Here is a 13,629-nt window from a genome sequence, read left to right on the forward strand (position 1 = left end):
ACGGAATTAATATAAATCGTCTGTTCGTAAATTTAAGAAACGTTGGGTTGCAAAATAGGTGCTAATCCAAGTAATCAACACTCCCATGCCCAAAACGCCAACCAACACAATAATGGTCAACTCCAACTGATTGAAAATATCCAATCCAGGATAATTGTTGGCTATGTAAAAGAGTAAAGAAAGTAAGGCAACAATCGCCAAAATCCCACCGATAAGTCCGAGCAACATACTACGAAGAATAAACGGCTTGCGGATAAACGACTTCGTTGCACCTACCATTTGCATGGTTTTGATGATAAAACGATTGGCATAAATGGATAGTCGCATCGAACTGTTGATCAATAAAACGGAAATCACCATAAATACGCCCGACACGATTAAAACCCAGAAACTGATGTTCTTTACGTTATCATTCACCAACGTAATTAACTGCTTATCGTAGACTACATCGGCAACAAATGGATTTTTGCGAAGGGTTCGCTCCATGGTTGTAAATCCGGGGTTGGTCACATATTCGGCTTTTAAGTGAATATCATAGGAATTTTGCAACGGATTCATCCCTAAAAACTGCATAAAGTCCTCCCCAACCACTTCTTTATGGGCTTTGGCGGCGGCTTCTTTGGAAACGAATTTAAAATCTTTGGCGTATTTTCCCGATTGAATTGTCTTTTCAAAGGCTTTGAATACGGTGTCGTTGGCTTCGTTTTTAAAGAAAACGGTCATCACAATGTCTTCCTTAAAATTATCAGATAATCGTTTGGAGTTCAGGATAAAAAGTCCCAAAGCGCCCAAGAGAAACAACACCAAAAAAACACTTAAAACGACCGAAAAGTAAGAGGAAATTAATCTGCGTTTCTGATATTGATCAAACGATGAGGCCATAGCTTTTGTTTTATGCCGTAAAAATAAAAAAGAAAATCATTTTACTCCTTTAATAACGCTCAAAGTTTTCTCTTCTTGTGTGAAAGGTGTAAATTTGCCTCTAATTTTTTAGTAATGCCTGAATATCCGTAGCTTATTTCGGATTCATGCCTCAACCTTTTTTCGATTACCGATGAAATATTTTCACGATCAAATAGAAGCCAAGTGGCAAAAATATTGGGCCGATAACCACACGTTTGCCGCCTCCAACGCCTCCGAAAAACCCAAATATTATGTCTTGGACATGTTTCCGTATCCTTCCGGTGCGGGACTGCATGTAGGGCACCCACTGGGGTATATCGCCTCCGATATTGTGGCTCGTTACAAACGCCACCAAGGTTTTAATGTATTGCACCCGCAAGGCTACGATTCGTTTGGATTGCCTGCCGAACAGTATGCAATTCAAACGGGTCAACATCCCGAGAAAACCACACGAGAAAATATTGCGCGTTATCGTGAGCAGTTGGATAAAATCGGGTTCTCTTTTGATTGGGATCGCGAAGTGCGTACTTCTAATCCAGAATACTATAAATGGACGCAGTGGATTTTCATCCAACTCTTTGAATCCTATTATTGTTATACTGCCAATCAAGCGTTGCCTATCTCCAATTTGGTGGCAATTTTTGAAAAAGAAGGGAATGCCAATGCAAATGTGGCTTGTGATGATGAGGTGCCCACTTTTTCAGCAGCAGATTGGAACGGATTTTCAGAAGAGGAAAAAGCACGTCTATTGTTGCAATACCGTCTAACCTATTTGGCGGAAACGGAAGTGAATTGGTGTCCGGCCTTGGGAACCGTTTTAGCGAATGATGAAATCGTGAATGGGGTTTCAGAACGCGGCGGTCATCCCGTGATTCGCAAAAAAATGACCCAATGGTCGATGCGAATCTCAGCGTACGCCGAGCGATTATTGGAAGGGTTGGAAACTATTGATTGGACAGAATCCTTGAAAGAATCGCAACGCAATTGGATTGGAAAATCGGTGGGAGCTTCGGTTTCTTTCCGACTTATACCGACAACCGATAACCATCAACCGGCAACTATCGATGTATTTACAACCCGTCCTGATACCATTTTCGGAGTTACATTTATGACCTTAGCGCCCGAACATGAGTTGGTTCCACACATTACAACCCCCGAACAAAAAGCTGCTGTGGAGGCTTATATTGATGCTACGGCTAAACGCTCAGAACGCGATCGTATGGCCGATGTGAAAACCATTTCAGGGGTGTTTACTGGAGCGTATGCCGAACATCCCTTTACCAAAGAACCGATTCCAGTTTGGATTGGAGATTATGTGTTGGCGGGGTATGGAACAGGTGCCGTAATGGCGGTTCCTTGCGGAGACGAACGCGATTATGCCTTTGCCAACTATTTCAAAGGAACGTTGGGCATGCCCGAAATTAAAAATATATTCAGCCCCCTAACCCCCGATGGGGGAATTGATGCTTCTGATGCGTGTATCGCCACGGAAGCCTTTTCAAAGAAAGAGGGGTTTCAATTTAAAAATTCCGATTTCTTAAACGGATTGGATTACAAAGCTGGAACGAAAAAAGCAATCGAGGAATTGGAAAAAATCGGTGCCGGTAAAGCCAAAGTAAATTACCGTTTGCGTGATGCCGTTTTTTCACGTCAGCGCTATTGGGGCGAACCTTTCCCGGTGTATTATGTGAATGGTTTGCCACAAATGATAGACGTGCAACATTTACCTATCGTATTGCCTGAAGTGGAGAAGTATTTGCCTACGGAAGACGGGCAGCCGCCTTTAGGAAATGCCACCGTTTGGGCGTGGGATACAAAACAGTGTACAGTGGTCAGTAATCAGTTGATCGACCACATTACTATTTTTCCGTTAGAATTAAATACGATGCCCGGCTGGGCAGGAAGTTCCTGGTATTGGATGCGCTATATGGATGCACAAAATACCACAGCGTTTGCTTCTGAAAACGCCTTGAACTATTGGCAAAATGTCGATTTGTACATTGGCGGTAGCGAACATGCGACGGGACACTTGTTGTATGCCCGTTTTTGGAACAAATTCTTGAAAGACCGCGGTTTTGCGCCTACGGAAGAACCGTTTAAGAAGTTGATTAATCAAGGAATGATCTTGGGGATGAGTGCGTTTGTGTACCGTTCAGAAGATTCTAAAAAATTATATTCAAAGGGATTGATTTCTGGTTTGAATGTCCAACCCATTCACGTTGATTTATCCGTAATCAATGATATCACCAACGAATTGGATATTGAAAAATTCAAAGCCCATCCGTTATACTCCGATTATGTTGATGCCGAATTTATTTATGAAGAAGATAGGGACAACTCGCGAGTTGTTCGTACATTTAAAGTGGGGCGCGAAGTCGAAAAAATGTCCAAGTCCAAATACAATGTGGTCAACCCCGACGATATTTGCACTGAATACGGCGCCGATACTTTGCGTTTGTATGAGATGTTTTTGGGGCCGCTCGAACAAGCTAAACCATGGAATACGGCCGGTATTACTGGGGTGTACGGTTTCTTGAAAAAATTATGGCGTTTGTATTTTGACGACAACGGTTTGGTCGTAGTGAATGACGAGCCTACGGCGGACATGTACAAAACCTTACACAAAACGATTAAGAAAGTGACCGAAGATATCGAGAACTTCTCGTTCAACACCTCGGTATCGCAGTTTATGATTTGTGTGAATGAATTGGCACAACAAAAATGCCGACATCGAGCGATTCTCGAACCTTTAGCGGTGTTGATTTCGCCCTATGCGCCACATATTGCCGAAGAACTTTGGAGTCAGTTGGGCCATGAGGGTTCGATTGCCACAGTGGCTTTCCCACAATTTGAAGCCCACTATTTGGTGGAAAGTGAGAAAGAATATCCGGTTTCGTTTAATGGAAAAATGCGATTTACGATTACATTACCATTGGATTTAACCGTAGCCGAAATCGAAGCCATTGTCATGAACGATGAACGTACACAGCAGCAATTGCAAGGACGCACGCCCAATAAAGTGATTATTGTACCCGGGAAAATTATTAATTTGGTAGGGTAATTAAGGTGCCAATTAGTCGACCTGCCTGCCTGCAGGCAGATGTGGCAATGTGCCGTTTTGTCAATGAAATAGGAATCCGTGGAGTGAGAGCTTCACGGATTTTTTTTAACAAAACGTTAAATCCATTTTCATGTTGCGGGATGTCACTTAACTTTGTAAAAAATCAATCATATGAAAAAAATTGTACTTGTTTTAGGAATGGTATTTCCTGTGTTGATGAGCGCGCAGGATGTGGCAAAAGATTCGATCAAGAAGAAACCCGATTTGGATTTTTACATTGGGGTTTCCTTCAATGCAAATCAGTCGTTGAATTTGAATCAAAAATTAAAAGCCGGAAATTTACCCGAAATGCGTGATGTAGCGCCAGAATTGACTTTTGGGTTAAATATTTTGGGCGAAAAGTACTCCGGGGATATTGAGTTTGGGACTTCTTTTTTGGAGAATAAAAAAGGCGACAATACCCTGAAATATTTGGGTTTTAACACCCGTGCCCGTTTCCACTATAATTTGATTCACAAACCTAAAGTGACCTTTGCAGGCGGGTTGTCTTTGGCCTATCAAACCAATCGCTACGATATTTACAGCAACAATAACACCACCGATTTAAATGTGTTGGATCCAGCGCTCAATAGCGGACATGTTAATTTAGACAACCGTATGTTGTATGCCGGACCCAATGTGATGTTGTATTTGTTTAAAAAATCGTCGTTCAAAATTCGTATCAATGCCGGTTACGAGTTGGCCTTAACCCGAGGAAGATATCGCTCAGAATACGGTAGTATCACCAACAATATTCAAGAAAACGGAAACAACCGCTTTGTGTTTGGAATTGCCTTTCTGTAATGCCACTTTGTCAGCGTTTCAATTTTGGTCTTGAATTTGAAGAGAATAGATTAAAATTTAAGAAAAAATGGGATCAGGGTATATGATTTTAGCGCTCCTTATTATGGGAGCCAGTTGGTTGGTCAGTAGTCGGTTGAAAAGTAAGTTTGAGCACTACTCCAAACTGCATTTAAATAACGACATGAGCGGTCGAGAAATCGCTGAACAAATGTTGCACGACCATGGTATTTACGATGTCAAAGTGATTTCTACACCCGGAATGTTGACCGATCATTACAATCCCGTTGATAAAACGGTGAATTTAAGTGAAGGCGTGTACCACCAACGCAATGCTGCCGCTGCCGCTGTAGCCGCGCACGAATGTGGTCATGCGGTACAACATGCTATCGGTTACAAATGGTTAACCATGCGTTCACAACTCGTTCCTGTAGTGTCTTTTGCTTCAAATATTGTGCAATGGATATTACTTGCAGGAATTTTGATGATCAAAGCGTTTCCCTCGTTATTGTTAGTGGGTATTGTATTGTTTGCGGCCACAACGCTTTTCTCCATCATTACCTTGCCCGTTGAATACGATGCAAGTCACCGTGCTTTAGCCTGGCTGCGCGACAAGCGGATTGTTAATCAAGCAGAATATGCAGGCGCTGAAGATGCTTTAAAATGGGCGGCGCGAACCTATTTGGTAGCCGCCATTGGATCGATAGCCACCTTGTTGTATTACGTGTCGATTTTTATGGGTAGCCGCGAGCGGGAGTAATGGGGGCAACCTGCCTGCCGTTAGGTAGGTGTGTCAATTAGACAATGTGTCAATGAAATAGGAATCCGTGGAGGGAATGCTTCACGGATTTTATTTTTTACCCGAGGAAAATAAAAACAAGAGGACAAACAAAGCAACCCATGCAACGCCGTGAATCAACATGCATTTGGCATAATTTTTTTTACCAAAAAGTTGCCGAATAAGATGATTCATAAAATAAATTAAGCTGATAGGGATAAACAAATACATCAGTGCGATGCCCATATTGGGATTTTCAGCATCACCTGGAAAAAGTTCGTAGCAAATGCCAGCCGCTAAAAAATAGAGGATATAAAAACCTAAAGCAATATTTTCTTTGGAGAATTTGTTGAGCATTAGAGTTGAATTTGTCGTTCGATTTGTTGTTCCAGTGAAATAAAGGTTTCTGTGCGGGATACCCCTTCAATGGGTTGGATTTTTTTATTGAGTAATTGCATCAAGTGTTCGTTGTCTTTGCAAATAATTTTCACCAAAATACTCCAATTTCCAGTAGTATAGTGGCATTCCAATACTTCAGGGATTTTTCGCAGTTCGCGCACCGCTTCCGAGTTACTCGAAGCTTTGTCCAAATAAATGCCCACAAAGGCCATCGTGCGGTATCCCAAAACTTTGGTGTTAAGGATAAACTTGGAGCCCGAAATCACTTGCGCTTCTTCCAATTTTTTTAACCGTTGGTGAATTGCCGCCCCAGAGATTCCGATGCTGTTGGCTATTTGCAATATCGGTTTACGCGCATCTTCCATTAAATGGCGTAAAATCTCTTTGTCGATACCGTCGATTTCAATTTGTAACTGATTTGCTTTCATTTAAAAAAAATATACAGCAAAAATAGAAATTACAATTTTACATTTTCTATAAAAACACCTTAAGCCTTTTGTTTTAACATTTGTTATGGGGTACCTATAATTTTATCAGGATTATAACCAATGTACGGTAATTTGGTTTCTTTAAACACCACGCCATATTCCTCCAATTCGGCCAAAATCGGTTCATACACTTCTTTTCGAATCGGCAGTTGTACTCCGGGAGTGGTTATTTTTCCATTTAAAATATGCAATGTTGCCATAGCCACGGGTAAGCCTACGGTTTTGGCCATTGCGGTATACGTTTGGTCGTCGCCAATACAAACCATTTTAGAATCGATTTGTTCTTCTTTCCCGTTCAAACGGTAACCAAATTTGTGATACATCACAATCATGTCTTTATCATGGGGGTCTAACGTCCATTTTTGGGTAAGAATGTGCTCTAGAATTTGTGCTGGAGTTGCATTTTTGAGTCCAATTTTCTTATCGCTATTAAACAAATCGAGTTCGATGAGCTTTTCCCACATTACATCATCTTGTTCAATACCCAATTGCAAACGCATTTTAATTTCTACAGAATCCGTAGGGTGATAGGGGAGGAAAGAGTTAATGTAATCGCGGTAACTCATGTGCTCCGAATTTTCTATCACATAAGTATCATCGGTCATTCCGAGTTGCACAAACATATTCCAAGCGCGTGAATACCCTACTCGGCGAATGGTACCGCGGTATAGTGTCAATACATCATCCAAACCATAGACACTGCGGTATTTTAAGGAATCCCGATTGGCGTAGGCTTCAAATTTGCCATAACCTTCAACGTGTAAAAACTCTGTTCGACGGAACAAACGATGGTAAGGAATGTACTTGTATTTTCCTTCTTGAATGAATTTTGCAGCCCCGCCTTGCCCCGCCAAAACTACATTGCGAGGCGCCCAAGTGAATTTATAATTCCATAAATTATTATCGGATTCAGGGGCCACTAAGCCACCACAAAACGATTCAAAAAGCAACATTTCACCACCTTGTTCCCGAATGGCATCAATTACTTGTATGGCACTCATGTGGTCAATGCCTGGGTCCAAACCAATTTCATTCATAAAAACCAAATTATGGGCCTTGGCTTCTTCGTCCAGCGCTTGCATTCCTTCTGAAATATAGGAAGCGGTTACCATGTGTTTTTTAAAATGAATGCAATCCTTGGCGACTTCGATATGCATGTGTGCGGGTAACATCGAGATCACAAGGTCTGCTTTGGCAACTTCCGATTGACGTTGTGCTGTATTTTGAATGTCCAATTGGATTGCAGTCGCATTAGGGTGGTTTCGGGTTTTGCGTTGCGCCAATTCCAAGGATAAATCGCCTATAGTGAGATGAAGTTGTTCCGATTGGGATTTCTCCAATAAATAGTTGATTAAAGACGAGGCAGAGCGCCCAGCTCCGATGATGAGTACGTTTCTCATGACGTTGGTTTGTTGTGCGACAAATGTATAAAAAGCCCCACGTTTAAAACAAAAAAGTCTGCGTAAATGCAGACTTCAATTATTCAAGCTCTTTTTCTAAGTCTTCCAACTCTTGTCGGGCTTCTTGTTTGGCTTCTACTTTCTGTTGTTCAAACGCCGCATCTTTTTCAACGGTTTCCTCGATTAAAAAGGTTTTTCCCAACACGCCCAAGGCACAAATGTAGGTCACAATAAACAAACGTTTTGGCCATTTTCGTTCTGATGGCGACGATTTCCAAAAGGCCAAACCGATGCACAAAAGCGCAGGAACGATAGCGACAAAGGCTAATGTATCAAGGGGTAAAACAGATAAAAGTAAGCTGAATGCCGAAAATATATAAGCCAAAACGAGGAAGACTTTTCTCATATTAAAGACCCGTTGCTGAGGTTAGTTTTAATTCACCTGTACCCACTGGAATACTAAATTTCATCAAAGCGGGAACTTTATGCGCATCGGCGGTCAACCAAATGAGGTTTTTGTCTTTTCCGCGAAGGGCATTGGTTTTGGCACCAATAGATAATTTATAACACGATTTGGCACCTAAATTTCCAGCTGTAATAGTTTCAGTTCCCATAAATTTTAAGGTAACAGGGATCTCTTTTTCATCAAAAACAATAGTAAACGATTTGGTTTGACCCGATTTCATTTTTGAAAAATCAACCGAACGTAATTTGTACAACAACGTAATGGCGTCAACGGAATTTGCACCAATAGTAAATGTACGTGTAGTTTCAGGGCGCTTGCGTTTTTGAACAGTACTGGTTACTTGATTCCCTTTGAAAACGTATTTCTCTTTTTTGGTATACCCCCCTTCATCAATACTGCGTTTGTATAAATTGGGCTTTAAACTGCCGGGGGTTACATACGATTCATAAAGATCGCGAATTTTAAAAAATTTGTCCCATTTACTGAAAGTGGCCAACTCACAACTCAAATGTAAGTATTGATTTTTGGACGTATTCACGTTTTCCGTACTCATGGTCACTTGCGCGATGTGCGTCATGAGTCCGCTCATATTGTACGAACCGGCATAAACCAATTTTTCTCCCGCCTCAATTCCATTACCCTCATCCGCTTTAAAGGACACAAGGAGCAAGAGTAGTAAGGGCAACAATACTATTTTTTTCATAATTAAAAATTGTTTGCAAATATAAAACTTCTTACACCGTTTTGCGTGAAAGAAAAGTCAAAATCCAATAGGTAATCGGGGAGATAACCTGTATTTTTGTAAAATATTGTTTGCGATATGGATAAAAAAATACTCTCAGCGGCGGGATTTTTCGGAATGACAGGCATACTATTAGGCGCATTTGGTGCCCATGGTTTAAAAGCGGTTCTTTCTGAAGAGGCATTGGTAACTTTCGAAACAGGGGTAAAATACCAAATGTATCACGCTTTGTTTTTACTTTTTGTGGGTTTGAATTCCCATTTGACTTCAACCCTGCGAACCCTTTTATTTCGTCTCATAGTTCTTGGAATAATTTTGTTCTCAGGCTCTATTTATCTACTGGCTACCAAGAGTTTAACGGGTTTAGAATTGAAGCTATTAGGTCCAATTACACCCGTTGGAGGACTTTGTTTTGCCGCGGCTTGGGGTGTGTTGATGTTTTCCTTTTTAAAGAAAAAAGCATAAAATTTCACCTAACTACAACGTTGTAATAATTAATTTTTACCTTTGTCGTCTAAATAAAGTTAACACAACAAACGCATTATCTATGGATCACTACACCCCAACTACGAAATCGATTTCGTTGGAAAAATATGGGATTACAAATGTTCAAGAAATTGTCTATAATCCTAGCTATGAACAATTGTATAACGAAGAATTAAATCCGGAGCTTTCTGGATATGAACGCGGTCAAGTGTCGGAGTTAGGGGCAGTTAATGTGATGACGGGAGAATTTACAGGACGCTCACCCAAAGATAAGTATATTGTAAAGGATGCCGTTACTGAAAATACGATATGGTGGAATTCAGATAAAGCGGCCAACGATAACAAACCGATTTCTCCAGCCACTTGGGATGCACTTAAAGAAACTACCGTAAAACAATTGTCCGGAAAACGATTGTTTGTTGTCGATGCGTTTTGTGGTGCCAACGAAAATACCCGTTTGAAAGTTCGCTTCATCATGGAAGTGGCTTGGCAAGCGCATTTTGTGAAAAATATGTTCATTCGTCCCACGGAAGAGGAACTCGAACAGTTTGGAGAGCCTGATTTTGTGGTCATGAACGGCTCCAAGACTTCCTTTAAAGATTATGCTGCTCACGGATTGAATTCAGAAGTATATATCGCCTTTAACCTTACCGAGAAAATGCAACTTATCGGAGGCACTTGGTATGGTGGTGAAATGAAAAAAGGCATGTTTGCCATGATGAATTATTACTTGCCTTTGCAAGGAATGGCATCGATGCATTGTTCGGCCAACAAAGGCGCTAATGGAGATGTAGCTGTTTTCTTTGGTTTGTCAGGTACTGGAAAAACCACTTTGTCCACCGACCCGAAACGGGAATTAATTGGGGATGATGAACACGGTTGGGATGATGAAGGGGTCTTCAATTTTGAAGGCGGTTGTTATGCCAAAACGATTGACTTAAGTAAAGAAAACGAACCCGATATTTTTGGGGCCATCAAACGCGATGCGCTTCTCGAAAATGTAACCTTAGATGCTCAAGGTATTGTCGATTTTAAAGACGGTTCAGTTACCCAAAACACCCGAGTATCGTATCCGATTTACCATATTCATAATATCGTTACCCCGGTGTCTAAAGCGGGACATGCCACTAAGGTTATCTTTTTAACGGCCGATGCTTTTGGTGTTATGCCACCGGTTTCTAAGTTAACACCCGAGCAAACCAAGTACTACTTTTTGTCTGGATTTACAGCAAAATTAGCGGGAACAGAACGCGGTGTAACGCAACCTGAACCAACGTTCTCCGCTTGTTTTGGGAAAGCATTCCTAACGCTTCATCCTACCAAATATGGGGAAGAGTTGGTTAAAAAAATGGAGGCTCACAACGCTACCGCTTACATGGTCAACACCGGGTGGAACGGTTCAGGGAAACGCATTTCGATCAAAGACACCCGTGCTGTTATTGATGCTATTTTAGATGGTTCGATTGAAAAGGCGCCCACCAAAATGATTCCAATTTTCAATTTTGAAGTCCCAACAAGTCTTCATGATGTAAACGCTGCGATTTTAGATCCGCGTGATACCTATACTGACGCTCAAGAGTGGGAAACGAAAGCCTGCGATTTGGCCGGTCGATTCATCAAAAATTTTGTGCAATACACCGATAATGAAGAAGGCACGCGATTAGTATTGGCGGGTCCGCAGTTACAATAAAAACAAACAAACTAAACTAACCGACGAAAAAGTCCAACAGTAAAATGTTGGGCTTTTTTTATGGGCAAAAAAAATCCCAAACACAAGTACGTTTGGGATTGTAGGGTTTAATTTAATAGAATTATTTTCCTTTATTCACTTCAGCGACATACTTTTCAAGCGCCATTGTCATCGAAGGCGTGTCGGGAGTCGGTGCCAGAATATCGATGCGTAACCCGTGTTCCAAAGCTTCTTTTTGTGTTGTACTTCCGAAAACTGCAATACGTGTGTTGTTTTGTTTGAAATCAGGGAAGTTTTTGAAAAGCGATTTGATTCCCGTGGGACTAAAAAATGCTAAAATATCGTAGTAAACATCGGCCAAATCCGACAAATCACTCATCACCGTTTTGTAAAACGTTCCTGCGGTCCAATCAATCTTCAAATTGTTGAGCGTTTGTGGAATGTCCGCATTGAGTTGATCAGAGGAAGGCAAAAGAAACTTCTCGTCTTTGTATTTTTTGAATAACGAGGACATGTCGGCAAAGTCTTTTTGACCCACATAGATTTTGCGCTTCCGATACACTACGTATTTCTGTAAATAATAGGCAATTGCCTCCGATTGACAAAAATAACGCAAATCTTCAGGGACTTTATACCGCATTTCTTCTGCCACGCGGAAAAAATGATCCACGGCATTCTTACTGGTTAATATGATTGCGGTAAACTGACTGAGATCAATTTTTTGAGCTCGGACATCTTTTGCACTCACACCTTCAACATGAATAAAAGAGCGAAAATCAACTTTCACTTTATGCTTTTGCATCAAATCATGATAAGGTGAATTCTCAACTTTTGGCTCGGGTTGGGATACCAAAATGGTTCTCACTTTTAGACTAGACATCGTTTGCTCTAATTTTTGGTAATCAAATAATAGATGAAATAATAGGGCGCTATTTCAAGTGCGCAAAGATACAAAATAAAATAAAACAACTTTCCTGTTATTATATTTTGATGATTTTTTATAGAAAATAGATAAGTTAATAAGTTTACAACAAGAATTGTGATAATAATTACTGAAATCAGCGTGTTTGTTATGAAATCTCCATAAAACAAAACCATCGAAACAGGAAATAGTAACAGGCCAATGTAGGTTCTAAAGTTAACTTTCTGTAAATTAAATTCATCGATAAGTTCTTCAACATCAAAAGTAACCGCGATTATTTTTTCAATTAAAAATTTACAAAGGATGAAAACAAACAATCCCGTAAACACGCGAATGAATAAGAGCCAGTCTGTTTTTTCACCCCATCCATTATAGGCCAATACGATTTGAATAAAAAAGGAAAGCGAAATTAAATGGACGACAAACAATACAATGTTAAATCCACTCCATAAATGCGAACTTTCGCGATATATTTTGGTGTATTTGTCTGAAACTAGGAGTCGAATATAGTCGTTAAACCGACTTTCAAAAGCGGTTCGTGCAAGAACAACCAAGCCTAGTGCAACCACAAAAATAAGGGTTGCCCAATCGTAGGGAGAGACAATACGGGGTTGAAATTCGCAAGCTATCATGGGGTACAAAAGTAATGATTTTTTTACCCTTTTGTATTATGAAATTATTAGCGTTATGGGATTTAATTTTGACTATTTTTGCAAAAATATCACTTCATGGAGCAACGCATAATCATCATTCCCACCTATAATGAAATCGAGAATATTGAAGCCATTATTCGTGCGGTTTTTGCACTCTCCATGCCCTTTCACATACTCATTGTAGATGATAATTCCCCTGACGGAACTGCCGATAAAGTTCGGGAATTGAAACGCGAATTTTCTACCCAATTATTTTTGGAAGTTCGTACCAAAAAAGCAGGTTTAGGTACGGCCTATGTTCACGGTTTTCAATGGGCACTACGACAGGAGTATGCGTTTATTTTTGAAATGGATGCCGACTTTTCACACAATCCAGAGGACTTGCCTCGTTTGTGGGAGGCTTGTGCTGTTGACGGAGCCGATATTGCGGTGGGATCACGGTATGTTACGGGTGTGAATGTGGTCAATTGGCCTTTGAGTCGTGTGTTGCTTTCCTATTTTGCATCGGTTTACGTGCGTTTAATTACAGGGATGAAAATCATGGACACCACGGCCGGATATGTATGTTATCGGCGTAAGGTACTAGAGACTATACCGCTACATGCTATCAAATTCGTGGGGTATGCGTTTCAAATTGAAATGAAATACCGCGCTTGGGCCAAACGATTTGTTATCAAAGAAGTCCCTGTTATTTTCACCGATCGCACCAAAGGTCAATCCAAAATGAGTGGCTCTATTATTAAAGAAGCGGTTTTTGGAGTTTTGTCTTTGCGTATAAAAAAACTATTAAACCAGTTGTAA

The 13,629-nt window shown here is 40.7% G+C and carries 14 protein-coding genes; 6 read left to right on the plus strand and 8 right to left on the minus strand.

Going from position 1 to position 13,629, the window contains the following annotated elements:
• Positions 1-6: 6 nt before the first annotated feature.
• The gene (locus O9316_RS06680) at positions 7-882 is read right to left on the minus strand and encodes a permease-like cell division protein FtsX (RefSeq protein ID WP_298204286.1); all 876 of its coding nucleotides are present in this window, start codon (positions 880-882) and stop codon (positions 7-9) included.
• Positions 883-1,054: 172 nt separating this feature from the next.
• On the opposite strand from O9316_RS06680, the gene leuS reads away from it, so the two are divergent.
• From leuS to O9316_RS06695, 3 genes are all read left to right on the plus strand, one after another.
• Positions 1,055-3,964: a leucine--tRNA ligase gene (gene leuS, locus O9316_RS06685; RefSeq protein WP_298204287.1), complete on the plus strand. Its 2,910-nt coding sequence runs from the start codon at positions 1,055-1,057 to the stop codon at positions 3,962-3,964.
• Positions 3,965-4,135: 171 nt separating this feature from the next.
• Positions 4,136-4,807 carry a hypothetical protein gene (locus O9316_RS06690; RefSeq protein WP_298204288.1) on the plus strand — a complete coding sequence of 224 codons (672 nt, stop codon included), beginning with the start codon at positions 4,136-4,138 and terminating at the stop codon, positions 4,805-4,807.
• A gap of 67 nt (positions 4,808-4,874) precedes the next feature.
• The gene (locus O9316_RS06695) at positions 4,875-5,564 is read left to right on the plus strand and encodes a zinc metallopeptidase (RefSeq protein ID WP_298204289.1); all 690 of its coding nucleotides are present in this window, start codon (positions 4,875-4,877) and stop codon (positions 5,562-5,564) included.
• Between the two features lie 90 nt (positions 5,565-5,654).
• Here O9316_RS06695 and O9316_RS06700 read toward each other — a convergent pair whose 3' ends face one another.
• The 5 genes from O9316_RS06700 to O9316_RS06720 form a co-directional block, all read right to left on the minus strand.
• Positions 5,655-5,939, minus strand: a complete 285-nt coding sequence (locus O9316_RS06700) for a hypothetical protein (RefSeq protein ID WP_297515784.1) — start codon at positions 5,937-5,939, stop codon at positions 5,655-5,657.
• Complete coding sequence (locus O9316_RS06705) at positions 5,939-6,409, minus strand: Lrp/AsnC ligand binding domain-containing protein (protein WP_073360864.1); 471 nt, start codon at positions 6,407-6,409, stop codon at positions 5,939-5,941. Before O9316_RS06705 ends, O9316_RS06700 begins: the two co-directional genes overlap by 1 nt.
• Before the next feature lie 83 nt (positions 6,410-6,492).
• Positions 6,493-7,869: a saccharopine dehydrogenase C-terminal domain-containing protein gene (locus tag O9316_RS06710; RefSeq protein ID WP_298204290.1), complete on the minus strand. Its 1,377-nt coding sequence runs from the start codon at positions 7,867-7,869 to the stop codon at positions 6,493-6,495.
• A 79-nt stretch (positions 7,870-7,948) separates the two neighbouring features.
• Complete coding sequence (locus tag O9316_RS06715) at positions 7,949-8,275, minus strand: hypothetical protein (RefSeq protein ID WP_298204291.1); 327 nt, start codon at positions 8,273-8,275, stop codon at positions 7,949-7,951.
• Between the two features lies 1 nt (position 8,276).
• On the minus strand, positions 8,277-9,038 hold the full coding sequence (locus tag O9316_RS06720; RefSeq protein ID WP_298204292.1) for a DUF3108 domain-containing protein: 762 nt from the start codon (positions 9,036-9,038) through the stop codon (positions 8,277-8,279).
• 117 nt (positions 9,039-9,155) lie between these two features.
• Between O9316_RS06720 and O9316_RS06725 the strand changes: the two genes are divergently transcribed.
• The gene (locus tag O9316_RS06725) at positions 9,156-9,542 is read left to right on the plus strand and encodes a DUF423 domain-containing protein (RefSeq protein WP_298204293.1); all 387 of its coding nucleotides are present in this window, start codon (positions 9,156-9,158) and stop codon (positions 9,540-9,542) included.
• Positions 9,543-9,624: 82 nt separating this feature from the next.
• Positions 9,625-11,253, plus strand: coding sequence for a phosphoenolpyruvate carboxykinase (ATP) (gene pckA / locus O9316_RS06730; RefSeq protein WP_298204294.1), 1,629 nt, complete (start codon positions 9,625-9,627; stop codon positions 11,251-11,253).
• A gap of 121 nt (positions 11,254-11,374) precedes the next feature.
• Here pckA and O9316_RS06735 read toward each other — a convergent pair whose 3' ends face one another.
• Entirely contained in the window at positions 11,375-12,133 is a 759-nt protein-coding gene (locus O9316_RS06735) for a uroporphyrinogen-III synthase (protein ID WP_073360880.1), read from the minus strand.
• An 8-nt stretch (positions 12,134-12,141) separates the two neighbouring features.
• Positions 12,142-12,807 carry a DUF4271 domain-containing protein gene (locus O9316_RS06740; protein ID WP_298204295.1) on the minus strand — a complete coding sequence of 222 codons (666 nt, stop codon included), beginning with the start codon at positions 12,805-12,807 and terminating at the stop codon, positions 12,142-12,144.
• A gap of 96 nt (positions 12,808-12,903) precedes the next feature.
• On the opposite strand from O9316_RS06740, the gene O9316_RS06745 reads away from it, so the two are divergent.
• Complete coding sequence (locus O9316_RS06745; RefSeq protein ID WP_298204296.1) at positions 12,904-13,629, plus strand: polyprenol monophosphomannose synthase; 726 nt, start codon at positions 12,904-12,906, stop codon at positions 13,627-13,629.

Origin of the sequence: Flavobacterium sp. (assembly GCF_027533505.1) — a bacterium.
Taxonomy (GTDB): domain Bacteria; phylum Bacteroidota; class Bacteroidia; order Flavobacteriales; family Flavobacteriaceae; genus Flavobacterium.